The sequence below is a fragment of the Burkholderia pyrrocinia genome (genome assembly GCF_003330765.1).
GTDB classification, from domain to species: Bacteria; Pseudomonadota; Gammaproteobacteria; order Burkholderiales; family Burkholderiaceae; genus Burkholderia; species Burkholderia pyrrocinia_B.
This window is the reverse complement of the sequence record NZ_CP024902.1, coordinates 624553-649346: the sequence shown is the minus strand read 5'-3', so window position 1 is coordinate 649346 and position 24794 is coordinate 624553. Positions and strand designations below refer to the sequence as shown.

The 24794-nt window shown below is 68.3% G+C and carries 22 protein-coding genes; 3 read left to right on the top strand and 19 right to left on the bottom strand.

Annotated features, from left to right (window positions below):
* Positions 1-179: 179 nt before the first annotated feature.
* Positions 180-2477 (bottom strand): NADP-dependent malic enzyme, encoded by a 2298-nt coding sequence (locus tag CUJ89_RS03080; protein WP_114176079.1) that lies wholly within the window; start codon positions 2475-2477, stop codon positions 180-182.
* A 177-nt stretch (positions 2478-2654) separates the two neighbouring features.
* Between CUJ89_RS03080 and thiL the strand changes: the two genes are divergently transcribed.
* The 3 genes from thiL to CUJ89_RS03065 are packed head-to-tail and all read left to right on the top strand — an operon-like array spanning position 2655 to position 4720.
* On the top strand, positions 2655-3653 hold the full coding sequence (gene thiL / locus CUJ89_RS03075; RefSeq protein ID WP_114176078.1) for a thiamine-phosphate kinase: 999 nt from the start codon (positions 2655-2657) through the stop codon (positions 3651-3653).
* A complete protein-coding gene (locus CUJ89_RS03070) occupies positions 3643-4188 on the top strand; it encodes a phosphatidylglycerophosphatase A (protein WP_114176077.1) in 546 nt (181 codons plus the stop codon). The genes thiL and CUJ89_RS03070 overlap by 11 nt, the downstream gene beginning before the upstream one ends.
* Before the next feature lie 31 nt (positions 4189-4219).
* Entirely contained in the window at positions 4220-4720 is a 501-nt protein-coding gene (locus CUJ89_RS03065) for a CinA family protein (RefSeq protein WP_034182697.1), read from the top strand.
* Positions 4721-4752: 32 nt separating this feature from the next.
* Here the strand turns inward: CUJ89_RS03065 and CUJ89_RS03060 are convergent, their stop codons facing one another.
* The 18 genes from CUJ89_RS03060 to mpl form a co-directional block, all read right to left on the bottom strand.
* Complete coding sequence (locus CUJ89_RS03060) at positions 4753-5811, bottom strand: haloacid dehalogenase-like hydrolase (RefSeq protein WP_114176076.1); 1059 nt, start codon at positions 5809-5811, stop codon at positions 4753-4755.
* Positions 5812-6008: 197 nt separating this feature from the next.
* Positions 6009-6836, bottom strand: a complete 828-nt coding sequence (pyrF, locus tag CUJ89_RS03055) for an orotidine-5'-phosphate decarboxylase (RefSeq protein WP_114176075.1) — start codon at positions 6834-6836, stop codon at positions 6009-6011.
* A 39-nt stretch (positions 6837-6875) separates the two neighbouring features.
* Positions 6876-7937 (bottom strand): aldose 1-epimerase, encoded by a 1062-nt coding sequence (locus CUJ89_RS03050; protein ID WP_114176074.1) that lies wholly within the window; start codon positions 7935-7937, stop codon positions 6876-6878.
* 51 nt (positions 7938-7988) lie between these two features.
* Positions 7989-8795, bottom strand: coding sequence for an SDR family NAD(P)-dependent oxidoreductase (locus CUJ89_RS03045; protein ID WP_114176073.1), 807 nt, complete (start codon positions 8793-8795; stop codon positions 7989-7991).
* Between the two features lie 29 nt (positions 8796-8824).
* Positions 8825-9838: an L-arabinose ABC transporter permease AraH gene (araH, locus tag CUJ89_RS03040; protein WP_114176072.1), complete on the bottom strand. Its 1014-nt coding sequence runs from the start codon at positions 9836-9838 to the stop codon at positions 8825-8827.
* A 71-nt stretch (positions 9839-9909) separates the two neighbouring features.
* On the bottom strand, positions 9910-11421 hold the full coding sequence (gene araG, locus CUJ89_RS03035; protein ID WP_114176071.1) for an L-arabinose ABC transporter ATP-binding protein AraG: 1512 nt from the start codon (positions 11419-11421) through the stop codon (positions 9910-9912).
* A 68-nt stretch (positions 11422-11489) separates the two neighbouring features.
* On the bottom strand, positions 11490-12485 hold the full coding sequence (locus CUJ89_RS03030; protein WP_114176070.1) for an arabinose ABC transporter substrate-binding protein: 996 nt from the start codon (positions 12483-12485) through the stop codon (positions 11490-11492).
* 102 nt (positions 12486-12587) lie between these two features.
* Entirely contained in the window at positions 12588-13367 is a 780-nt protein-coding gene (locus tag CUJ89_RS03025; protein WP_114176069.1) for an SDR family oxidoreductase, read from the bottom strand.
* Positions 13367-14044 carry a 2-dehydro-3-deoxy-6-phosphogalactonate aldolase gene (locus CUJ89_RS03020; protein WP_114176068.1) on the bottom strand — a complete coding sequence of 226 codons (678 nt, stop codon included), beginning with the start codon at positions 14042-14044 and terminating at the stop codon, positions 13367-13369. The genes CUJ89_RS03025 and CUJ89_RS03020 overlap by 1 nt, the downstream gene beginning before the upstream one ends.
* Positions 14045-14067: 23 nt before the next feature.
* On the bottom strand, positions 14068-15093 hold the full coding sequence (locus CUJ89_RS03015) for a 2-dehydro-3-deoxygalactonokinase (protein ID WP_114176067.1): 1026 nt from the start codon (positions 15091-15093) through the stop codon (positions 14068-14070).
* Positions 15090-15989: an IclR family transcriptional regulator gene (locus CUJ89_RS03010; protein ID WP_114176066.1), complete on the bottom strand. Its 900-nt coding sequence runs from the start codon at positions 15987-15989 to the stop codon at positions 15090-15092. Before CUJ89_RS03010 ends, CUJ89_RS03015 begins: the two co-directional genes overlap by 4 nt.
* A 350-nt stretch (positions 15990-16339) precedes the next feature.
* Positions 16340-16738, bottom strand: coding sequence for an EF-hand domain-containing protein (locus CUJ89_RS03000; protein WP_114176064.1), 399 nt, complete (start codon positions 16736-16738; stop codon positions 16340-16342).
* An 84-nt stretch (positions 16739-16822) separates the two neighbouring features.
* Positions 16823-18433, bottom strand: coding sequence for a S10 family peptidase (locus CUJ89_RS02995; RefSeq protein WP_201752262.1), 1611 nt, complete (start codon positions 18431-18433; stop codon positions 16823-16825).
* Between the two features lie 426 nt (positions 18434-18859).
* Entirely contained in the window at positions 18860-19597 is a 738-nt protein-coding gene (gene mtgA / locus CUJ89_RS02990; protein WP_114176063.1) for a monofunctional biosynthetic peptidoglycan transglycosylase, read from the bottom strand.
* Between the two features lie 14 nt (positions 19598-19611).
* Entirely contained in the window at positions 19612-20478 is an 867-nt protein-coding gene (aroE, locus tag CUJ89_RS02985; protein WP_114176062.1) for a shikimate dehydrogenase, read from the bottom strand.
* A complete protein-coding gene (locus CUJ89_RS02980; protein ID WP_114176061.1) occupies positions 20475-22562 on the bottom strand; it encodes an RNB domain-containing ribonuclease in 2088 nt (695 codons plus the stop codon). Before CUJ89_RS02980 ends, aroE begins: the two co-directional genes overlap by 4 nt.
* An 80-nt stretch (positions 22563-22642) precedes the next feature.
* On the bottom strand, positions 22643-23212 hold the full coding sequence (locus tag CUJ89_RS02975) for a YqiA/YcfP family alpha/beta fold hydrolase (RefSeq protein WP_114176060.1): 570 nt from the start codon (positions 23210-23212) through the stop codon (positions 22643-22645).
* Positions 23209-24594 (bottom strand): UDP-N-acetylmuramate:L-alanyl-gamma-D-glutamyl-meso-diaminopimelate ligase, encoded by a 1386-nt coding sequence (gene mpl / locus CUJ89_RS02970; RefSeq protein WP_114176059.1) that lies wholly within the window; start codon positions 24592-24594, stop codon positions 23209-23211. The genes CUJ89_RS02975 and mpl overlap by 4 nt, the downstream gene beginning before the upstream one ends.
* Positions 24595-24794 lie beyond the last annotated feature (200 nt).

Here is a 24794-nt window from a genome sequence, read left to right as displayed (position 1 = left end):
ACCCTGCCTCCTTGCCACGCTCGCCGTCTGGAGTGGAGAGATGCTGCTGTTGCTTGCGGGGCGCGCATTCGCGCGATACCCGGCGGCGTGCCCATTGCGGGCACGCCTCTTTTTGCTTTTGTTTACAATTTTGTCCGACGCGCCGCGTGCATTCTGCCGGCCCGGCGCGTCGTTTCCGCTCAGCGCGCGGCCACGTCGGCGACGAGCAGCGCCGCCATGTTGACGATCCGGCGCACGGTGGCCGATTCGGTCAGCACGTGCACCGGCTGCGCGGCGCCCAGCAGGATCGGCCCGATCGCGATGTTGTTGCCGGCGGCCGTCTTCAGCAGGTTGTATGCGATGTTCGCGGCATCGATGTTCGGCAGGATCAGCAGGTTGGCTTCGCCTTCCAGCGTCGATTCCGGCAGGATCTCCTTGCGCAGCGCGGCATCCAGCGCGACGTCGCCGTGCATCTCGCCGTCGACCTTCAGGTCCGGCGCGGTTTCCTGCAGGATCGCGAGCGTATCGCGCATCTTCTTCGCCGAAGGCGCGTTGCTCGTGCCGAAATTCGAGTGCGACAGCAGCGCGACCTTCGGCTCGATGCCGAAGCGGCGCACTTCTTCCGCGGCCATGATCGTGATCTCGGCCAGTTGCTCCGGGGTCGGATCGACGTTCACGTGCGTGTCGACGAGGAAAATCTGGCGGCCCGGCAGCACGAGGCCGTTCATCGCCGCGTACACGCTGCAGCCCGCGCGCTTGCCGATCACCTGGTCGATGAAGTGCAGGTGGCGGTGCGTGGTGCTGATCGTGCCGCAGATCATCCCGTCCGCTTCGCCCTTCTTCAGCAGCATCGAGCCGATCAGCGTCGTACGGCGGCGCATCTCGACGCGCGCGAGCTGCTCGCTGATGCCCTTGCGCGCCATCAGCTTGTAGTACGTCTGCCAGAAGTCGCGGTAACGCTCGTCGTGTTCGGTGTTGACGACCGTGAAGTCGACACCCGGATTCAGGCGCAGGCCGTAGCGCTGGATACGGTGCTCGATCACCGACGGGCGGCCGATCAGGATCGGCTTCGCAAGTTTTTCGTCGACGATGATCTGAACGGCGCGCAACACGCGCTCTTCTTCACCTTCCGCGAACACAACACGCTTCTTCTCTTCCGGCGCGGCGCGCGCGATCTGGAAGATCGGCTTCATCGTCGTGCCGCTGTGATACACGAACTGCTGGAGGTGAACCCGGTACGCCTCCATGTCCTCGATCGGGCGCGTCGCAACACCGCCGTCCATCGCAGCCTGCGCGACGGCCGGCGCGATCTTCACGATCAGGCGCGGATCGAACGGCTTCGGAATCAGGTATTCGGGCCCGAACGACAGGTCCTGGATGCCGTACGCGGTCGTGACGATGTCGCTCTGCTCCTGCTGCGCGAGTTCGGCGATCGCATTGACTGCGGCGATCTCCATTTCACGCGTGATCGTCGTCGCGCCGACGTCGAGCGCGCCACGAAAGATGAACGGGAAGCACAGCACGTTGTTGACCTGGTTCGGGTAATCCGTGCGGCCCGTGGCCAGCACCGCGTCCGGGCGCACTTCGAGCGCGAGTTCCGGCAGGATTTCCGGCGTCGGGTTCGCGAGCGCGAGGATCAGCGGGCGCTCGGCCATGTCCTTCACCATGTCCTGCTTCAGCACGCCGGCGGCCGACAGGCCGAGGAAGATGTCCGCGCCGTCGATCACTTCGGCCAGCGTACGTGCTTCGGTTTCGCGTGCGAAACGCTCCTTGTCCGGATCCATCAGCTCGGCGCGGCCCTTGTAGACCACGCCGGCCAGGTCGGTCACCGTGATGTTTTCGAGCGGCAGCCCGATATCGACCAGCAGGTCGAGACACGCGAGCGCGGCCGCGCCCGCGCCGGACGCGACGAGCTTCACCTTCTTGATGTCCTTGCCGACGACCTTCAGGCCGTTCGTGACGGCCGCGGCCACGACGATCGCGGTGCCGTGCTGATCGTCGTGGAACACCGGAATCTTCATCCGCTTGCGCGCTTCGCGCTCGACGATGAAGCAGTCCGGCGCCTTGATGTCTTCCAGGTTGATCCCGCCGAAGGTGGGCTCCAGCGCGGCGATCACGTCGACCAGCTTGTGCGGATCCGACTCGTTCAGCTCGATGTCGAACACGTCGATACCGGCGAACTTCTTGAACAGTACGGCCTTGCCTTCCATCACCGGCTTCGACGCGAGCGGGCCGATGTTGCCGAGACCGAGCACCGCCGTGCCGTTCGTGACGACGCCGACCAGGTTGCTGCGCGCGGTGAAACGCGCCGCGTTCAGCGGATTCTCGACGATCTCCTCGCACGCATACGCAACGCCCGGCGAATACGCGAGCGCGAGGTCGCGCTGGTTGATCATCTGCTTGGTCGGAGCGATCGCGATCTTCCCGGGGGTCGGGAATTCGTGATAGTCGAGCGCGGCTTCGCGGAGCTTGGCTTTGGAAGAGGCTTGGGTGGACATGTGTCTCGTGACGTGCGGATTAGAATAACTGTTCGACGGCATTGTAGCGCCAATCGATGGCCGCCAGACCGGCGATTCGGGTGCGACAGCCGCGACAAAAATGGGCTGAACGGTGCGGGAACGCCGCCGTTCGCCTCGTACAATGCCGTTCCTCCAACCGTTTCGGATCCATCCGCCGTGCCAGCCGCCCTTTCCGAGTTTTCGCTGATCGAACGCTTCTTCACGCGCCGTGCCGCGCAGGGCGCACGCGCGTCGACGCTCGGCATCGGCGACGATTGCGCGCTGATTACACCCCGATCCGGGAAATTGCTGGCCATTTCGACGGACATGCTGGTCGAAGGCCGTCACTTCTTCCCCGACGTCGCGCCCGACGCGCTCGGCCACAAGACGCTCGCGGTCAACCTGTCCGACCTCGCGGCGATGGGCGCCGAGCCGCGCGCGTTCACGCTCGCGTGCGCGCTGCCGCGCGCCGATGCGGCGTGGCTCGAGGCGTTCAGCAACGGGCTGTTCGCGCTCGCCGAGCGGTTCGGCTGCGAGCTGATCGGCGGCGACACGACGAGCGGGCCGCTGAACCTGTGCGTGACCGTATTCGGCGAAGTCGCGCCCGACGCGGCGCTGCGGCGCGATGCCGCACGCGACGGCGACGACGTCTGGGTGTCCGGCACGCTCGGCGACGCGCGCGCCGGCCTCGGCGTCGCACGCGGCGAATGGGCGGCCGGCGCGAACGAAGCGGCCGCGTTCCGGCGCGCGCTCGAGCGCCCCGAGCCGCGCATCGCGCTCGGCCTTGCGCTCGCGGGCGTCGCGCACGCGGCGCTCGACATCTCGGACGGCCTCGCCGGCGACCTGCAGCACATCCTGGCGCGCTCGAACGTGCGCGCCGAGATCGACGCCGACGCGGTGCCGCGCTCGGCCGCGCTCGCGACGCTGCCGCCCGACGTGCAGCGCCGCTGTACGCTGGCGGGCGGCGACGACTACGAACTGTGCTTCACTGCGCCGGCTGCGGCCCGCGCGGCGGTCGAAGCGGCTGGCGCGACGGCCGGCGTTCCGGTCACGCGAATCGGTACAATACGCGCGTTGTCCGCGCCGTCGGAGCAGCCCGCGATCGCGTGGCGCGACACCGCCGGCGCGCCCCTGGCTCTCACGTTGCACGGCTTCGACCACTTCCATGCAGACTGACCCGACGCCCGCGCACGCCGCGCCCGAGCCCGGCGCCGCGCAGAACGCGCCGCAGCGCGCGACCGCGCGCTTCATGCTGTCGCATCCGGCGCACATCGTGTCGCTCGGCTTCGGCAGCGGGCTCGCGCCGTTCATGCCCGGCACGTTCGGCTCGCTGTTCGGCTGGCTCTCGTTCGTCGTGCTCAGCCGCTACCTGACGGTGCCCGAATGGTGGGCGCTGATCGCGGCCGGCTTCGTGGCGGGCACGTGGATCACCGGTTTCACCGCGAGGAAGATGGGCACGGCCGATCCGGGCCCCATCGTCTGGGACGAAATCGTCGCGATCTGGCTCGTGATGCTGTTCGTCACGCCCGCGACATTCGTCGGCCAGTTATGGACGTTCGTCGCGTTCCGCATCTTCGACATGCTCAAGCCGCCGCCGATCCGCTATTTCGAGCGCCGCCTGAAAGGCGGGCTCGGCATCATGGCAGACGACCTGATCGCCGCGTTCATGACGCTGCTCGTGATCGCCCTGTGGCGCTCCGTCGTCGGCTGACCGATTTCCCGACTCCCGTTTCCCGACGCGCATGCCAACCGATTCCGTCGTCCACCAGCTTGCGATCCGCGCAGGCAACAAGCTGCGTGACGAGCACCTGACGCTCGCCACCGCCGAATCCTGCACGGGCGGCATGATCGCCGCGGCGATCACCGACATCTCCGGCAGCAGCCAGTGGTTCGAGCGCGGCTTCGTCACGTACTCGAACCAGGCCAAGATCGACATGATCGGCGTGCCGCCCGACCTGATCGACAAGCACGGCGCCGTCAGCGAGCCGGTCGCGCGCGCGATGGCCGAAGGTGCGCTGCGCAACAGCCGCGCGCAGGTCGCGCTGTCCGTCACGGGCATCGCGGGCCCGGCGGGCGGCAGCGAGAAGAAGCCGGTCGGCACCGTGTCGTTCGGATGGAGCAACCGGCTGCATACCGACGTCGAGACGCTCGTGTTCAAGGGCGACCGCGAGCAGATCCGCACGCAGGCGGCCGTGCATGCGCTGCGCGGGCTCCTGAAACTGCTCGACGAACGCGAAGGCTGATCGAGCGTCGATCCGGGCGCCCTCGCCGCCGCTTACTGGATCGCGTCGGGCTTGACGACGATCCAGTTCTTGTCCGCCGTGACCGGCAGGCCGAGCGACTTCTGCCGCGCGGCCGATTCGTCCGACCACGCGCGGATCTGCGCCATCTGCTTGTCCTTCTTGTTCACCCACACGCGCACGCCGCCGCGCGCGACGTCGGTCGCGTTCAGCAGCATGTAGCCGTCGGACGCCGGCGTGTCGCCCGCGACGAGCACCGGCTTCTTCCACTGGTCGATCCAGCCGGCGATCGAACCGAGCTTGCCTTCGTACCACGTCATCGGGTTCATCAGGAACGGCGTGATCACCAGATTGCGGTTCGCCGCCTCGTCGTACTTGCCGGCCTTGATCTGCAGCCGCGACGTCGTCAGCGCACCGGTCGCCGGGTTGCGCAGCAGCGTCGTCACGCCGATCACGTTCTGCGGCTTCACGTTGTAGCCGTACTTCGGGTCGGACAGCACGAGCCGCGCAAGCTCCTCGTGCGCGGCCGTCATCACGTAGACGTCGATCCCGTTCTCGCGCAGCGCGTTGTACAGCTCCTGCATCCCGCGGAAGAAACGCGGCGGGTTGACCGTGCCGTCGGCAACCTTGTCGCCCTGCCAGTAGCGGATCGGGATCGGCTTGCCGCCGGCGAGCATCGCGTCGATGTGGCGCTTCAGCTCGGCGAGCGACAGCCCCGCGAACGCCTGCGCGATCCACGGGTAGCAGACCAGATCGTCGATCTCGCACAGCCGGTAGTAGTAGCTCGTCAGCGATTCCTTGTAGTCGGCGGCATCCTTGAACGGGATCAGCTTCAGCGCAGGGTCGAGCGAGTCGCGCGTCAGCACGCCGCGGTTCTCGAGATAAGGCAGCAGCGATTCTTCGAGGTCGTAACGGTAGGTCGTGTTGTCGGCATCGAACACCGCGTAGTCGCCGCGGTGCGCGTGCTCGGCGATCATCGCGTTCAGCGCCTTCGCGCTGTCGGCCGGCCAGTGCGCAAGATCCGCCGCATGGGCGAACGTCATGCACAGCGACGCGGCGAACGCGCTCAGAAGACGGCGGGACAACTTGGGCATGGCGTCGCTCCCTTTCTTGACATTTTGGTTACGGATCGATGACAAGCGGCAGCATCGCTCGATTGCCGCGCGGGCATGCGGTGCGGAAGCGACGGGAAGTTGTTTGCGCGCGCCAATGCGGCTGGCGCCGGAAGCAGGGACGCGGCCCGCGGGCGCGGGCGCGGTAAAAGGCCGCCCGGGCGGGCGGCCTGCGCATTTCAGCGATATGCGTTGATCGTGTCGCGGGTCTTTTGCGCGGCGAGCGCCGCGGCTTCGGCGAAATCCTCGCCCTTGCTCGCGTACAGGATCGCGCGCGACGAGTTGATCATCATGCCCGTCGCGTCGGCCGTGCGGCCCGCGTTGACGGTCGCCTGCACGTCGCCGCCCTGCGCGCCGATGCCGGGGATCAGGAGCGGCATGTCGCCGACGATCCCGCGCACGATCTCGATTTCCTTCGGGAACGTCGCGCCGACCACGAGGCCGAGCTGGCCGTTCTTCGCGTTCCACTTGTTCGCCGCGAGATCCGCGACGACCTGGTACAGCGGCCGGCCGTTCGTGTCGAGGAACTGCAGGTCCGAGCCGCCCGGGTTCGACGTGCGGCACAGCACGATCACGCCACGGCCTTCGTGCTCGAAGTACGGCTCGACCGAGTCGTAGCCCATGTACGGGTTCACCGTGACGGCGTCCGCGCGATAGCGCTCGAACGCTTCGCGCGCGTACTGCTCGGCCGTGCTGCCGATGTCGCCGCGCTTCGCGTCGAGGATCACGGGCAGGCCCGGATGCTGGAGGTGGATGTGCGCGATCAGCCGCTCGAGCTGGTCTTCCGCGCGATGCGCGGCGAAGTAGGCGATCTGCGGCTTGAACGCGCTCGCGTATTGCGCGGTCGCGTCGACGATCTGCCGGCAGAATTCGAAGATCGCGTCGGGCTGGCCGTCGAACTGCACGGGAAAGCGCGACGGCTCGGGATCGAGGCCGACGCACAGCAGCGAATTCGTGCGCTGCCACGCGGCGCGCAGCGATTCAATGAAAGTAAGCGGGGAAGACATGGCGGGTACTCGCGGCAAACCGTTGGTAGACCGCGTATTTTACCCGCGTCGCCGGCGTCCCTCGCGTGCCGAGGCATTGCCGCGCGCATCGGCGCGTTCGACGGTGAACGCAAAACGTCGCGTGAGCCGCTCGCCGGGCGCGAGCAGCGTCATCCCGTGCGCGGCCGCGCCGCCCGGCAGGTTCATCGCATTGATCGGATGATCGACCGGCTCGAAGCAGAAGAAATCCTCGCCGGGCGGCGTATAGAGCACGTACGCGTCGGTGTCGGCCGCGACGGTCAGCGAAAGCCCGCGGCGCGGCCAGCTCACCGTCGCGTGGCCGCCCCAGCCGGTGAACGCATGATTGACGAGCACAGCCGGCAGCGGATACGCGACGCCGAACTGCCAGGCCGGCGGCACGCTCACGTGCCGCACCGGCAGGAAATCGGCGCCCGACAGCCACAGCCCGCCGGCCGCCGCGGCCAGCTCGGTCACCGCGTCGCGCACGAGGAACGGATGCACGCCGAGCCCGAACGGCAGCCGGGCACGCCCCGCGTTCTCGATCGTCAGCGCGATCGACAGCGTCGCGCCGTCGAGTTCGAACGACTGGATCGCGCGAAACGCATACGGCGCGCCGCCGGTGCGATCGAGCGACAGTTGCAGCGACGTGTCGGTCGCGTCGTCCACCTGCCACGGCGCGAGCCAGCCGTCGCCGTGGATCGGCAGCGGCTCGTCGCGGCGGTTGCGCGGCACCGCGACGCGGCGCCCGTCGCATTCGAAACGCCCGTCGCCGATCCGGTTCGAGTAAGGCAGCAGCGGGTAGCACGCGAGCTCGTTCGGGTCCGTCGCCGTCTCCGGGTGCTCGCAGCGGCGGAACACCGGCATCAGCACGCCGTTGTCGCCGCGCCAGTCGAAGCGCGCGATGCCGCCGCCCAGGTGCGGCAGCACGTCGAGCCGCAGCGACGCGTTCGACAGCGTGACGACCGCCGCGTGCGCGGCGCCAACGCCCTGCGCGAATGCGGCCGTCTGCGGGCCGGGGCTGACCGGCTGCGCGGCGGCGGCCAGACGGGCACGGCGCGACTGGTTGGTGGACGACGATGCGCGCGCGGACGTGGCGGTCATGATGAGCTCTCCTTTCCTTCGTCGAAGAAACGATGCAGGTCGTGCGAACGGTCAGACCCAGCCGCCGTCGACGATCACGTCCTGCGCGGTGATCATCCGGCTGTCGTCGGCCGCGAGGAACAGCGCCATCCGCGCGAGGTCGGCGGGCAGCAGTTCGGCGTCGAGGCACTGGCCGGCCTTGATCTCCGCACGGCCCGCGTCGTCGAGCCACAGCCGGCGCTGCTTGTCGGTCATCACCCAGCCGGGCACCAGCGAATTCACGCGGATGCCGAACGGGCCGAGGTCGCGCGCGAGACCCCGCGTCAGGCCCTGCACGGCCGCCTTCGCCATCACGTAGACGGGATAGCCGCCGTTCTTCAGCATCCAGCTGATCGAGCCGAGATTGACGATCGCGCCGCCGCCCTGCTGCTTCATGTCGTCGATCACCGCCTGCGCGGCGAAGAACTGATGGCGCAGGTTCACCGCGATGCCCGCGTCGAACGATGCGGGCGTCACGTCGCCGATCGCGTGGCGCGTGTCGTTCGCCGCGTTGTTCACGAGCACCGCGATCGCGCCGATCCGCGCGCGGATCGCGTCGATCGCATGGCGCAGCGCGTCGATGTCGGTCAGGTCGCACTGGATGAACAGCGGTGCATGACGCACGTGCGGCACGTGCGCGAGGCTGTCCGCCAGCGCGGCGCCGGCGGCCGCGTCGAGGTCGACGAACGCGACGCGCGCGCCCTGCTGCGCGAAGTGCTCGACGAACGACGCGCCGATGCCGGTCGCGCCGCCCGTGATCAGCACTGCGCGATCCTCGAGGCTCGGGTACCGTGCATAGCGCGTGGTTTGCGGGTCATGCGCGGAAGTGTCGATGGTCATGCGGTTCGTCTCCGTGGAAGCAGATCAGGTCAGTCGCGTACGCCGCGGTTCTTCAGCTGGTCGAGCAGCACGGCCGCGAGCAGGATCGCGCCGCGCACGAGGTACTGGTAGAACGCGTCGATGTTCATCAGGTTCATCACGTTCTCGACGGTGCCCATGATCAGCACACCGATCACGACGCCCGAGATCGTCGCGCGACCGCCCATCAGCGACACGCCGCCGAGCACGCACGCGGAGATCACGTTCAGCTCGAAGCCCTGCGCGGCATTCGGCTGGCCCGACGTGATGCGCGACGCGAGGATCACGCCCGCGAGCGCCGTCACCGCGCCCTGGATCAGGAAGATGTAGACGCGCGTGCGTTCGACGTTGATCCCCGCGAGCCGCGACGCCTCGGGGTTGCCGCCGATCGCGAGCGTGTTGCGGCCGTACACGGTCTGGTTCAGCAGCACGCCGAACGCGATGAAGCACAGCAGCGTGACCCAGATCGGCAGCGACACGCCGAACAGCGACAGCCCGCCGAGCGCGATGAACGTGTCCGACGACACGCCGACCGCCTGCCCCTTCGACACGATGAAGCCGAGCCCGCGCACGATCTCCATCGTCGCGAGCGTCGTGATCAGCGCGTTGATGCGCAGGTACGCGATCACCGCGCCGTTCACGAAGCCGATCGCGGCGCCCGCCGCGACCGCCGCGATGATCGCGACGAACGTGTTGTCGGTCGCGTTCAGCACCATCGCGCACAGCACGCCCGAAAACGCGACGGTCGAGCCGATCGACAGGTCGAAGTCGCGCGACGCGAGACAGAACATCATCGTGCACGCGACCATGCCGATCTGCGAGATCGACAGCGCGAGGCCGAGCATGTTGTCGATCGAGAAGAAATGATCGACCGTCAGCGACATCGTGACGAACATCACCACGAAGATCGCGATGAGGCTGTATTCGGTCAGATGCTGCCACCACTTCTGGCGGTCGTTCTGCGGTACCAGCGCGTCGGCCGATGACTTCACGGCAGCACTGGCGAGGTTTTCCCTGACTTGCATGATTGTGTCTCCTGCTCCTGCATCGCGCGGCCCACGCCGCGCATGATCGAATCGAATCCCATTGCGCCGTCTCAGGCGGCCTGCACGGCGCTCGTCTGCGGCAACGCGAGGTTCAGCACCGCGTGCTCGTTCGCCTGTTCGCGCGGCAGCTCGCCCGCGATCCGGCCTTCGCGCATCACGACGATGCGGTCGGATACACCGAGCACTTCCGGCAGCTCCGACGACACCATCACGATCGCGCAGCCGCGCTCCGCGAGCCGGTAGATCACGTCGTAGATCTCGTGCTTCGCGCCGACGTCGATCCCGCGCGTCGGCTCGTCGAGGATCACGACCTTCAGGTCGGGTTCCGCGAGCCAGCGCGACAGGATCGCCTTCTGCTGGTTGCCGCCCGACAGGAAGCGGATCTTCTGCCGCCGGTTCGGCGTCTTGATCTTCAGCCGCTGGATGAAGCGGTCGGCCGTTTCGCTTTCGGTCTTGCGGTCGATGAAGAGCCCCGCGCGCAGCGAATGGCGGCGGCAACTGATGTTGATGTTCTCCGCGACCGACGCGATCGCGATGATCCCTTCTTCCTTGCGGTCCTCGGGGCACAGCACGATGCCGTGGCGGATCGCGTCGCCGGTGCGCTTCACGTCGATGCGCGCGCCGTCGAGCGTCAGCACGCCCGCGCGCCGGCGGTCCGCACCGTACACGAGCCGCATCAACTCGCTGCGACCCGCGCCGACGAGGCCGAAGAAGCCGACGATCTCGCCCGCGCGCACCGCGAAGCTCGCGGGTTCGCGCAGCGCCGGGCCGTCGACACCTTCGGCGGAGAACCGCACGTCGCCGAGCGCGCGCGGCGCGTAATGGTAGATGTCCGAAATCTCGCGCCCGACCATCTCGGCGACGAGCCGTTCGCGCGGCACGTCGTCGAGCGACGTGTGCGACGCGATCTTGCGCCCGTCACGGAAGATCGTGCAGGCATCGCACAGCCGGTAGATCTCGTCCATCCGGTGCGAGATGTAGATCAGCGCACGGCCCTGCGCGCGCAGGTCGTCGACGAGCTTGAACAGCACCTCGGTCTCGCGATGCGACAGCGAGCTCGTCGGTTCGTCGAGCGCGATCACGCGCGCATTGCGCATCAGCGCCTTGCAGATCTCGACCATCTGCCGCTGCGCGATCGACAGCCGCCCGAGCCTCGCGTCGGGATCGAGATCGACGCCCATCGCGGCGAGCCGCTCGCGCACGTGGCGCTTCGCCTCGCGCTTCCTCACCCAGCCGAACGCGTTCGGCAGGCGGCCGAGCAGCAGGTTTTCCGCGACCGTCAGGTCGGGCACGTACTGCAGCTCCTGGTGAATCACCGCGATGCCGGCCGCGATCGACGCCGCCGCACTCGCGAACTGCACGGGCTGGCCGTCGACCAGCACGCTGCCCGCATCGGGCTGGTATTCGCCGCCGAGAATCTTCAGCAGCGTCGACTTGCCCGCGCCGTTCTCGCCCATCAGGCCATGCACCTCGCCCGCATGCACGTCGAACGAAATGCCGTCGAGTGCGCGCACGCCGGGAAATACCTTGCCGATATTGTCAAAACGCAGTGCCGCTGACACGTCGCCTCTCCACTTCCGAAATCGATCGACCGCCGGCCGCCGCATCGCCGCGGCAGCCGGCGGGCCGCTTACTTCGACGCGAGCCCCATCTCCTCGCGCACCTTCGACACGTTGTCGCGCGTCGCGAGCATGCCCGTCGTCAGCGTCAGCGCCGGCGGTGCCTTGCCCTGCGTGATCCACGCGTACATCAGGTCCGAGGTTTCCTCGCCGTGGCGTTTCGGGCTGATGATCACGGTGCCGTAGAAGCCCGTCGGCTGCGGCTTCTTGAACTCGCTCAGCGCCGAATCGGAACCGCCGATGCCGATGCCGATCATGTTGTCCGACTTGAAGCCTCGCCCTTCGGCCGCGCGCACCGCGCCGAGCACGGCCTCGTCGTTCAGGCCGTACGCGACCCAGTGCTTGAACTGCGGGTTCTTCGTGAGCGCGATGTTCGCCGCGTTGAACGCGTTTTCGGTGTCGGTCTTCGCCTGCGGCGCCGCGATCACGTTCGCCTTCGGAAAGCCGGCAGCCACCAGCGCGTCGGTCGCGCCGCTCGTGCGGTCGTGCGCGGTCGGCAGCTGCTCGTAGGTGATGTCGATCGCGCCGACGTCCTTCATGTTCCAGCCGCGCTTCTTGATCTCGGCCGCGATGCCATCGCCGACCTGCTTGCCGATGTTGTACGCGGAGATCCCCATGTGCGGCACCGACTCGATCGGCTTGCCCGCGCCGTCGACGAGGCGATCGTCGACCGTCATCATCTTCAGGTTGTGCGATTTCGCCTTCGCGACGATGCCCGGCCCGAGCTTCACGTCGGGCGTGCAGATGATGAAGCCCTGCACCTTCTGCGCGGACAGGTTGTCGATCGCGCTCATCACCTTCTCGCCCGACGGCGCGCCGATCTTCACGAGCGTGAAGCCCTTGTCCTTCGCCGCCATCTCGGCGAACTTCCACTCGTCCTGGAACCACGGCTCTTCCGGCTGCTTCACCAGAAAGCCGATCTTGACCGGGTCGGCCGCGTGCACAACCGGGCTTCCCATTACCACCGCTGCCGCGGCGGCCAGCGTTACGAACGTTCTGCGTTTCATCTCCAGTGTCTCCTTGTCTTCATCGAACAGGATGCAGCCGCTTGTTGGTTTCGACGCAGCGTGCGCGCGGCCGTCGCACGTGCGGTCTTTCGAATCGTTGCGTCAGTCGTGATACAGCGCCGCGCGCCCGCCGTCGACGGTGATGCACGCAGCATTGATGAACGGCGCCTCGTCGGACGCCAGAAACACGGCCGTCATCGCGACCTCGTCGGGCCGGCCGATCCGCTTCATCGGCTGCAGCGCGAGCGTCTCGGCGCGCGCGGCGGCCGGATCGGGCTGCGCGTCCCACCAGTCGCGCGTGAGCTGCGTCTCGATGTAGCCCGGCGCGATCGCGTTCACGCGTACGTTGCGCGCCGCGTATTCGATGCCGAGCGCGCGCGTGAGGCCCAGCACGCCGTGCTTCGCGACCGGGTATGGAAAGCAGCCCGGGATGATCCGGAACGCGTGTGTCGACGCGATGTTCACGATGCTGCCGCGGCCGCGCTCGACCATGCCCTCCAGCGCCGCGCGGCAGCCGTGCCACACGCCGTCGAGGTCGACCGCGAAGCAGCGGCGCCAGTCGTCGTCGGTCATCGTCAGCGGATCGGCGAACACGTTGATGCCCGCGTTGTTCACGAGTACGTCGAGCGGGCCGAATGCCGCCTCGGTCTGCGCGAGCGCATCGCGCACCGCATCCTGCCGCGCGACGTCCGCGTGCAGCGGCAGCACACGCGCGCCGTCGGTGTCGTGCGCAATCGCGGCGGCCGTGTGCTGCGCCTGCGGGAAGTCGAGATCGACGAGCGCGACGGCCGCGCCCTCGCGAACGAACGCACGGGCGATCGCGGCGCCGATGCCGCGGCCCGCGCCCGTCACCATCGCGACCTTGCCCGCGAGGCGGCCCATCATGCGGCTCCGCCGCGCGCGACGCGCAATCCGGCCTGGAACGCGCGCGCGTTCGCCGCGGTCGCGTCGGCCGGCTGGCCGGGCCGGTATAGCGCCGAGCCGAGCCCGAAACCGTTCGCGCCGGCCGCGAGGAATGGCTGCATGTTGTCGGGCGAGATTCCGCCGACCGGAATCAGCGGCACCGCGCGGTCGATCACCGCGCGCCACGCCTTCACGACGGGCAGGCCTAGCTGCTCGGCCGGGAACATCTTCAGCACGTCGGCGCTGTTCGCGAGCGCCGAGAACGCTTCGGTCGGCGTCGCGACGCCCGGTGCGCTCGCGAGGCCGCGCTCGCGTGCACGGCGGATCACGGCCGCGTCGCTGTGCGGCATCACGATCAGCGCGCCGCCCGCGTCCTGCACGCGATCGACATACTCGGCGCGCAGCACGGTGCCCGCGCCGACGATCGCGTCGTCGGGCAGCGCGCGTCGCAACGCCGCGATGCTGCCGAACGGATCCGGCGAGTTGAGCGGCACCTCGACGATCCGGAAGCCGGCTTCGTAAAGCGCATGGCCGTGATCGGCCGCTTCGGCTGGCGTGATCCCGCGCAGGATCGCGATCAGCGGGCACGCATCGAACGCTCGCATCAGTGCGGCGTGGGGCGTGTACGGTGCGGGCAACGTAAGGTCGGACGGCATGACAGGGTTCCTCTGCAATCGGTTCATTGGTCGGCGAAGGCAGGCTCGCCGTCCGCGCGCACGAGCCCGGCGCGCGATGCGATCCGCCACAGGCCGCGCTCGGTCGCATGCGCGACGACCTGCGCGTGCGTGTGGCCGAATTCGTGGAGCGCGTCGACGTAGCGCGTGCACAGGCCGTCGTCGCCGATCAGCAGCAGCGGCTGGTTCGCGAGCGCGATGCCGCGCTCCGCGAGCATCGCGTCGAGCGCGTTGAGCTCATGGCCGATCAGCAGGCCGGACAGGTAGTCGCCCTGCGCATCAGGCGCGAGCCGGTCGGTCAGGCCGAGCGTGCGGGTGCTGAAGATCGTCGCGAGCAGCCCGGTGCGCTGCGCGCCGCGCGCGACCGACACGCCGCGCATGAACGCCGCGCGGTCGGGCGACGCGCCCGCGCGCATCGTGCGGCCGAGGATCGTGTGGTCGCGCAGCACTGCGAACAGCTCGCCCGTCATGAACGTCTGGAAGCGCTCGATCAGCCCACCCCTCACCCACGCCCATTTCGCGTGGGTGCCCGGCAAGCCGATCAGTACCCCTGAACGATCGGTGCCAAGCGTGGGATCGCCTGCGAGTGCACCGAATATCTGCGTTTCTTCGCCGCGCATCACGTCGGGCAATTCGCCCGTCGCGATCACGCCCGGCACGATCGATACCGTCGTGCCGCGCGACGTCGTCACCGTGATAAGGCCCGCGACGAGCGCGTCGGCGCCGGCCGGCACCGCGACGTACGGCGCCTCGCGCCAGCCCTGCGCACTGCCGACCATCCCGGCGGCGAGCACCGGCAACCCGGGCGTACGGTCGAGCCAGTCGCCGCACGCTTCCTCGAACACGGCGTCGAACGCGCGCGCGCCGCCACCCGGCACATGCATGACGCCCGCCGCGCGGCTGCGCGTGTCGATCAGCGCGCCATGCGCGTCGTACAGATACGCGCGCAGCGACGTCGTGCCCCAGTCGAGCGCGATCAGCGACGGGGAGGCGGAACTGGCATCCGGAACGGGCCGGGTCGAAATCGTCATCGTTTGATCCTGCGGGTACCCTGCGGCGGGCTCCAGCCCAGTTCCGCGGAAATGGCTCGCGCTTCGCGCTGCACGAGCGGAATCAGTTCGTCCATCCGGTCGTGCGGCATGTACGGAATCGTGCTCGCGACCGACACGGCCGCGACGACCGCGCCCGATGCGTCGCGGATCGGCGCGGCCACGCAGCGGATCGACGCCTCGTTTTCCTCGAGGTCGAACGTATAGCCGCCGGCCGCGTAATGGGCCATGCGCTGCAGGAACGCGCTCGTCTCGGGCCGGTTGTCGGGCTTGAAATTGACGCCGGCCAGCGCGCGCCGCGCGGCCTCGAACAGCGAGCGCCACAGGTCGGGATCGAGGTCGAGCATCATCGCCTTGCCGATGCCCGTCGATGCGAGCGGCATCCGGTGGCCGACGCGCGAGCGCATCTCCAGGCCGCGCGTGCCGGGAATCTTGTCGATGTACAGCACGTCGTCACCGTCGCGCACGCCGAGATGGATCGTGTCGAGCGTCGCTTCCGCGAGCGCTTCGAGATGCGGCCGCGCCACCGCGGTGAGCGGCATCTGCTCGAGCGCGATCGTGCCGAGCTCGATCAGCTTCGGGCCGAGCAGGTAGCCGCCCTGCACCTGGCGCAGGTAACGCGCCTGCACGAGGCTGCTGACGAGGCGGTGCGTCGTGCTGCGCGTCGTGCCGAGCGCCGCGCCGATCGCGCGCATGTCGCGCGCGCCGTTCGCGATCGCCTCGAGGATCGCGAGACCGCGCAGCAGCGTCTGCGTGCCGGCCTGCTGCGCGGCGAGATCGAGCGGCGTGCTGGTCGCGCCGATGCTGTCGGTCAGCGACGCATCGTCCGGCGTCGGGCGCCGGGCGTCGAGGGCAAGGGATACAGGCATCTTGGTCATGGAGCGGGCTTCTTCAACGGAATCGGTGAAGCCGCTCGCACGGCGCCGGAACTGCGTCCGGGGTCGCGGCGAAGCGGCGGTCGATGCACCGAGGAAAGCGCCCGGCAAACTTCATGGAATGTGTCTCCGTGTGCGTCGGGCGCCGCGCGATGCGTGGGTCCGAAGCTGTCGATGTGCTTCGGATTGTAGGAGCGCACGCACTCGTCTCCAATATTTGAATGCGTTGCCCAGATAATGAGAATTCAACAGAAGGCGCCCGCGCGGCGCGACGCAACGGCGGCGCCATGTGCACGGGGGCGGAACCCGCTGCGCCGCGGGTTCCGCCCCCGTTTGTTCACAACGCGTCGCGCTTACTGCTGGCTCGTGCTGCGTGCCTGCATGTAGCGCTGCACGTCGGCGAACGACACACGGCCGTTGCCGCCCGAGTCGATCTGCCGGAAGTGGTTCGCGACATAGCCGAGGCCGGCCGCGCGCGCCTGCGCCTCGGTGATCGAACCCGTGCTCTGCGTATCGGCCGCGTTGAACTGCCCCGCGAGCTTGCGCACCACCTGCGCATGCAGCGCGGCGCCCGTCGTCTGCGTGCCGGCGGTCGGCTTGCGCGCGGCCGGCGGCACGTACGGATCGCCGAGTTGCGCCTGGCGCGCGCGCGCCGGTGCGGCGGCATCGCTCGCCTGCGCGAACGCGGATACGGATGCTGCGGCGCCGGCGCATGCGAGCGCCGCGGCAACGACGATGAAACGATTCTTCATATCAGGCTCCAGTCTGGAATGAGGTCGTCGACGGCCGGCGAGCGGCGCCACCGGGGGCGCCCGTCGCCGGCCTCGCGCATCGCATCAGTGCGCGGCCGCGTTGTAGAAGGTCACGAGGTCGGCTTTCTCCTGCGGACGCGACGTATCGTCGAGATAGACCATGTGTCCGCCCTGATAGTCCTTGATCGTCAGGTTCGGCTGCGTCCCGAGCCGCGCGAGGTCGAGCTCGGTCTGGTAGAACGGCGTCGCGATGTCGTGATACCCGTTCAGCGACAGCACCTTCAGCGACGGATTCAGCGTCAGCGCCGCGGCGAGATCGGGGATCGTGTCGGGCATCGCGAGGCCGTCGTGCGTCCAGTCCCACGTGTTGATCGCATTGCTGCTCAACGAATAGGCCGTCTGCGCGGTGTACTTCAGCTCGTTCGGCAGGTAGCGGCCGATCGTGTCGGTGAACGGCTGCGTGATGAACGTGCTCGACGGGTCGCCGTCCGACGCAAGCGGGCTCGATACCGGCACGTTCACGCGCGCGTCGTAGCGGCCGATCAGCGTGCCCGGGATCAGCGACAGCTGGAAGCTGTTGTCGAAGAAGGTCGGGATCACGTTGAAGTTCGCGTTCCACAGCGCCTGCTTCACGCCGGTCGAGCTCGCCATCGTCGTGACGAGATTCGGCGGCGGCGGCGTGTGGCTCGCCAGGTACGCGTTCACGGCAGGCGCGTAGCTGCCGGCCGTCAGCAGGCGCATCTGGTCCGCATACTGCGGCAGGTCCGACGGGTTCGGATTGTCGAGCTGGTAGTACGCGCCGACGGTCCCGTAGGACGGCACGAAGCCCGCGCAGCTCACCGGGCTCGACCCGTTGTTCGAGTTGCCGACATAGTCGCTCGCCATGTCGCAGTTCGTGTTGTAGTTCAGGATCGACGACTGCAGCACGATGCCGGCGAGCTTCACGCCGGCCGTCTCGAGCAGGTTCGCGAGCACGTCGGTGCGCGGCGTGCCGTACGACTCGCCGAACAGGTATTTCGGCGAATCGTTGCGCTGGTTCACGGCCAGGTAGCGGACCACGAAATCGCGGAACGCGCCGCCGTCCTGGTCAACGCCCCAGAACGACTGGTTCGTGTTCGGCGCAATCGCTTCGGAGAAGCCGGTGCCGATCGCATCGACGAACACGAGGTCGGTCGTGTCGAGCAGGCTTTCCTGGTTGTCGACGAACGGGAACGTCGACGTGTTCGCGTTCGGGTCGCCCGTCTGGATCCGCCTCGGGCCGAACGAGCCGAGGTGCAGCCACACCGATGCCGAGCCGGGGCCGCCGTTGTACAGGAATGTGACGGGCCGCTTCGCCGCCGGCTGGTTGTCGGCCGTGTAGGCGACGTAGAAGAACGACGCTTCGGGCGCGCCTGTCTGCGGATTGCGCGCGACGAGGTGGCCGGCCGTGGCCGTGTAACGGATCGTCTTGCCGTTCAGCGTGATCTGGTGATGCGTGACGGCGGCCTTTTCGACCGCGGCGGACGCGTCGAGCGACGCGGTCGCGCTCGACGAATAACTGTTGGGATCGTTGTACGCCCTGTCCACCTGGCTGGCGGGATCGGCTGAGTTGTCGGCGCTTGCGGCAGCGGACGACGTCACGTCGTCGTTGCAGGCCGTCAGAATCAGCGAAGAGAACACAACCCCCAACAACAGCTTCGCTTTGCTCGCTGGCATCGTTGCTTTCCTTCTCTCGGAAGTTTTTTGTGTCGAGCAGCCGGATAAGCCGCCCCCCGCCTCGATTGCGGCCGATAAGCCGAGGCGCTGGCCAATATACGCGAGCCCGTCGGCTTTGAAAAATTTTGAAATATTTGGCCGGCGGCCGGTGCAGCGCACACCTTTCAGGAATGCTGCGATTCGCGAAACATTGCATTTCACGTGCCTTTCACCGGCTTTCGCGTTTATCCGGGAATACTAAAAAAGCGCGAATTTCGTGCCATATCGGCAAACAAAATCGCGCGGCCGCCGGCATTGCTCAGCAAAGCGAAATAGACGAATTCGTCTAAAGGATATGGCCCGACATGCGCGCGGCACGAACGCGCTGCGACGCACAAATGGCGCATGGGCGGCGGAACGGCCAATGCGACGGCGCGGGCGCGCCGTTCACTCCGATTGCGGCAGCGCGGCAGCGCCCATCCGACGGGCGATAACCGCCGCGCGCTGCGCCTGGTAGGCCGAGCCGCGGTGCGCATCGAACCAGCGCGGCTTCGGCAGCATCACCGCGAGCCGCGCCGACTGCCACGCGCCGAGCCGGCTCGCGGGGATCTTGTAGTAATAGCGCGCGGCCGCCTCGGCGCCGTACACGCCGCGCCCCCATTCGACGGAATTCAGGTAGATCTCGAAGATCCGCTCCTTGTCGAGCACCGTTTCGAGCATCCACGTGATGATGAGCTCCTGCCCCTTGCGGATGTAGCTCTTCTCGCGCGACAGGAACAGGTTGCGCGCAAGCTGCTGCGTGATCGTCGAACCGCCCGCGACGATCCGGCCGCGCGCCTTGTTCTTCTCCCACGCCTGCAGGATCGCGTCGACGTCGTAGCCGTTGTTGGTCGCGAAGGTCGAGTCTTCCGACGCGATCAGCGCGCGCTTCAGGTTGCGCGAGATCTGGTCGTACGGCACCCACTGATGCTGGATCTGTGCGGGCGGCTTGTCGCGCGACAGCCACCACGCGTCGGTGCGCATGAACGCGGTCGAACCCGGGTTCACGAACGACCACAGCGCGATCTGCACGAGATAGAACAGTTGCGTCGCGAGCCACGCGCCCGCGAACACCGCTCCCGCATAGACGATCCAGCGGGCCGGGCTGACCGTCCGCGTGCGCTGCGTGCCGCTTACCGCCACCACGTGCCGCGCTCCGTTCAGCTCGCCGCGAGCGCCTGGCGCAGCGCGGCAAGCACGGGTGCGCCGTCCGGCCGCACGCCGCGCCAGATGAAGAACGATTCGGCCGCCTGCTCGACGAGCATCCCGAGCCCGTCGGCCGTGCGCGCGCCGAGCGACGCCGCATGCTGCATGAATACGGTCGGCTGCGCGCCGTACATCATGTCGTACGCCAGCGTGCCCGCGCCGAACGCGGCCGCGTCGCACACCGGCAGCGCGGCGTCGAGGCTGCCGGCCGTCGCATTGACGATCAGGTCGTACGGCTCCGCGCACACCACGTCGGGGCCGCCGCCCGCGAGCGTGCAGCCCGCATCGTGCGCGGCCTGCATGAACTGGCCGACGAGCGCCTCGGCCTTGCTCGCGGTGCGGTTCACGATCGTGATCGACAGCGGCGCGCGGTCGAGCAGCGGCAGCACGACGCCACGCGCGGCGCCGCCCGCGCCGAGCAGCAGGATGCGCGCGCCCGCGAGCGACACGCCGAGATTCGCTTCGATGTCGCGCACGAGGCCGACGCCATCGGTGTTGTCGCCGTGGATGCGGCCGTCGGCGTCGATGCGCAGCGTGTTCACCGCGCCCGCCGCCGCCGCGCGCGGCGACAGCGTGTCGGCGAGCGCATGCGCTTCGAGCTTGAACGGCACCGTCACGTTCGCGCCGCGACCGCCTTCGGCGACGAACGCCCGCACGGCCGCCTCGAAGCCGTCGACCGGCGCGAGCCGGTGCGCGTAGGCGATCGACTCGCCCGTCTGCGCGGCGAACTGCGCGTGGATGAACGGCGACTTGCTGTGCGCCACCGGGTTGCCGAACACCACGTAGCGGTCGGCGCCGCTCGTCGACGCGACCGCATTCATGATGCGCGCCCCTCTTCGCTGTTGTTGTCGTTCGCCGCTTCGCCGGCGGCGGCAGCTGCCGAACCGTCCGCTTCGGCCAGCGCTTCCGCCTCGGTTTCCGCCGTGGCGTCTTCAGCGTCGATCAGCGTGTCGTCGCCGCCTTCGGCGTCATCCTCTTCCTCGGCCGCATCGCCGCTCGTCACGGTCGGCGCGTCGAGCACGTTCAGCAACCGCACCGACGCCTCGATCGTCAGCTCGTCGAGCGACATCACGTCGAGCAGCACGCGCGTGCCGCGTGCATGCACGCCGAGCCCCGGCACATGCAGCAGCAGCGGAATTTCCTCGAGGCGCACGAGATCGCCCTTCACGACGCTCGCGACGACCTGCTTCTTCTGCTCCTGAGCGAGCCAGCGCAGGCACCAGAAGTACTCCATCCGGCGCTGGTAGTCGGCGTAGGCCGTGTAGGTATCGTCGAAGCCCTGCACGACCGCGTACAGGTCGGCGTCCTTCGGCTTGAACGGCGCGGCGAGCTTCGCGGTGACGCCATGTTGCACGCACGCGAGCAGTTGCCACTGGTTCACGAGGTCGACGTAGCGGCGCAGCGGCGACGTGCTCCACGCGTACTGCGGCACGCCGAGGCCTTCGTGCGGCGCGGCCGACGTCTGCATCCGCGTGCGCTTCGGGCCCGGCGCGCCGAAGCCGCGCTGCGAGCGGTAGATGCCGGGCACCGTGTGGTCGTGCAGGAACGCGCCCCAGGTCGAGTTCGCGAGGATCGCGAGCTCCGACACGATCAGGTCGAGCGGCGAACCGCGGCGGCGCGGCGTGATCGACACGCGCTCGCCTTCGACGTAGAAGTTGTAGTCGGTGTTGCGCTGCACCTCGCGCTTCAGGCCGTAGCCCGCGCGCGCGAGCTGGCGCTTCTCGAACAGCGCCTGCGCGAGCGGCCACAGCACGGCGATGTCGTCCTTGTGCGGATAGTCGCCGGTGCCGGCCGCGAGCGTCTCTTCGTTGACGAGCTCGTCGAGCGTGTTGTGACGCAGGTTGTTCTTCACGAACACGAGTTCGGCGCGCGTCTCGTTCGCGACGATGTCCTGCGTTTCGCGGTTGACGATGATGTACAACGACAGCGCCGGACGGTAATCGCCTTCCTTCAGCGTGAACACGTCGACGACGTCGTCCGGCAGCATCGTGATCTTGTCGCCCGGCATGTAGACGGTCGACAGGCGCGTGCGCGCGATCGCGTCGACCGCGTCGCCGCGCACGATGCCGAGCGCCGGCGCCGCGATGTGCACGCCGATCCGCACCCGGCCGTCGGACAGGTGCTCGACCGAGAACGCGTCGTCGATTTCGGTGGTCGTGATGTCGTCGATCGAGAAGGCCTCGACGTCCGCGCGCGGCAGGTCGTCCGGCAGCGCGCCGACCGTAACGGGCTGAAAGCCCGTGCCGTGCGGGAAGAACTCCGCGAGGAACCGCGCCTCGTGCAGCGCACGCGGCGACGCGATGCCGCCGCAGTCGAGCATCAGCCGCGCCGGCGACACGCCGCGCGCGCCGGCCGCCGCTTCCATCGCCTTGTATTCGATCGCGTTCTTGTCCGGCCGCGTCAGCAGCCCGAGCACCTTGCCCGCGAACGCTTCCGGCAGCTTGCCGGCCTTCAGTTCCTCTTCATACTGCACCTGGACCAGTGCCTGCTGGCGCTTGCGCTCGAGCCCCGCGAGCGCCATCTTGAGCTGCTCTTCCGGCGCGCGCTGGTACTGGCCGCGCCCCTTGCGGCGGAAGTAGACGGGCGAGCCGTGCAGCCGCAACACCAGCGCCGCGCGCTCGACCGGGCCGTACGCCGCGCCGAAGTACTCCTCGGCCAGCGCCGTATACGCGAACTCGTCGGACGGCGCGCATTCCCACAGGAAATCCAGATCGATCTGCTGCGCGGCCGTGTCGGCCTCCTGCATCAGATCGCTCGCGGCCGGCTTGTCGAATTCGATCAGCACGTCTTTCGCGCGCACCTTCGCCCGCCGCCCGCCGGGCAACTCGACCTGAAATGCGTCGCCCTGGCGCGACAGCACGCTGCCCGCCTTGAAACTGCCCGATTCCTCGAAGAAAACGTTCACTCAGTACTCTCGTTCAGACTGCCGGGCGCCGCATCGGCGGCGCCGCATGATGATGGGGATTCGATCGGCACGCGGCCGGTTTATCGCGTTTTTCCGTCGCAAAACGCGAGAACGTCGTCGACATAGTCGGCAAATTCGCTGATCCCGTGATCGCTGCCTTCGATCACTTGCGTTTTCGCGCCCGGGTAATGGGCAAGCATCTCGCGGTAGTCGAGCACTTCGTCGCCGGTCGCCGCTAACAGATAGTAGCGTTCGGCACGCGTGATCGCCGGCACGCGCAGCGCGTCGAGCTCATGCAGGTGATGGCGCTCGACGACGATCGTGCCGCCGCCGTGCCACAGCGGCTGTTCGCCCAGATGCTGCTCGAGATCGCGCTGCGGCACGATGGCGGGATTCAGCAGCACGGCCTTCCAGCCGTGCTTTTCGGCAAGCCAGGTGGCGTAATAGCCGCCGAGCGAGCTGCCGATGACGGTCACGTCGCGGGCGCCCGCGACCTCGGCTTCCGCGACGGCGATCGCGTCGAGCGGCGACACCGACAGCGACGGGCAACGCCACTCGTCGGTGCGGCCGAGTTCGGCCATGCGCGCGGTAAGCAACCGCGACTTCTGCGATTCCGGCGACGACCGGAAGCCGTGCAGATACAGGATCACGTGCGGCTCCCGAGCGCATCGAGCAGTTTCTGGTGCACGCCGCCGAAGCCGCCGTTGCTCATCACGAGCACGTGATCGCCCGGGCGCGCGGCCTCGACGACGGACTTCACCAGCAGGTGGAGATCGCCGAACGCGCGCGCGTTGCCGCCGAGCGGCGCAAGCGCCTCGGCGAGATTCCAGCCGAGCGCATCGCGCCCCGCCGGCGCGCCGTAGCCGAACACGAGATCGGCATCGGCCAGGCTCGCCGGCAATTGCGACTTCATCACGCCGAGCTTCATCGTGTTCGAGCGCGGCTCGAGCACGGCGAGGATGCGGGCATGCTGGCGACCGATGCGCGCGCGAAGGCCGGCGATCGTGGTTTCGATCGCCGTCGGATGGTGCGCGAAGTCGTCGTAGACGGTCACGCCGTCCACGCTGCCGCGCACTTCCATGCGGCGCTTCACGTTGCGGAACGACGCGAGGGAAGCGGCGGCCTGCGCGGGCGGCACGCCGACGTGGCACGCGGCGGCGATCGCCGCGAGCGCGTTCATCCGGTTGTGATCGCCCTGCACCTGCCACGCGACTTCGCCGACGCGCCCGGCTTGCGAATACACCGCGAAGCGCTCGTCGACCGGCACGCCGTCCTCGGCCGGCAGCGCCTGCCAGCCGCCGTCGACGCCGAATCGCTCGACCTCGCTCCAGCAGCCGCGCGCCAGCACGCGCTCGAGCGCGTCCGAGCGGCCGTTCGTGACGATCCGGCCGACACCGGGCACGGTGCGCACGAGATGGTGGAATTGCGTCTCGATCGCAGCGAGATCCGGGAAGATGTCGGCGTGATCGAATTCAAGGTTGTTCAGCACCGCGGTGCGCGGCCGGTAATGGACGAACTTCGAGCGCTTGTCGAAGAACGCCGTATCGTATTCGTCGGCCTCGATCACGAAGAAGCTCGAATCGGTGAGCCGCGCCGACACGCCGAAGTTCAGCGGCACGCCGCCGATCAGGAAGCCCGGGTTCAGGCCCGCGTCCTCGAGCAGCCACGCGAGCATCGACGACGTGGTCGTCTTGCCGTGCGTGCCCGCGACCGCCAGTACCCATTTGCCGGCCAGCACGTGCTCGCCGAGCCACTGCGGGCCCGACACGTACGGCAGGCCGCGATCGAGGATCGCCTCCATCAGCGGATTGCCGCGCGTGACGACGTTGCCGATCACGAACAGGTCCGGTTTCAGGTCGATCTGTTCGGCGCCGTAGCCTTCGATCAAGGTGATGCCCTGCGCCTCGAGCTGCGTGCTCATCGGCGGATAGACGCCCGCGTCGCAACCCGTCACCGTGTGGCCCGCCTCGCGCGCGAGTACGGCGAGACCGCCCATGAAGGTGCCGCAGATGCCAAGAATGTGGATGTGCATAGATGAATGCTTTCGCGCCGCCGGGCGCCGTCGATTCGGAAAAGATGCGTCTGCGGCGCGCCGGACAGGCCGTGCGACCGGCGCTCGTCGCCGCGACACAAAGAACGGTATTGTAACTGACGGCCCGCCGTGCCCGGCGGCCCGAACGATGCGCGCGAACGGCACCGGCGCCCCGGGCGGCAGGCCGCGGCACCCGTGCT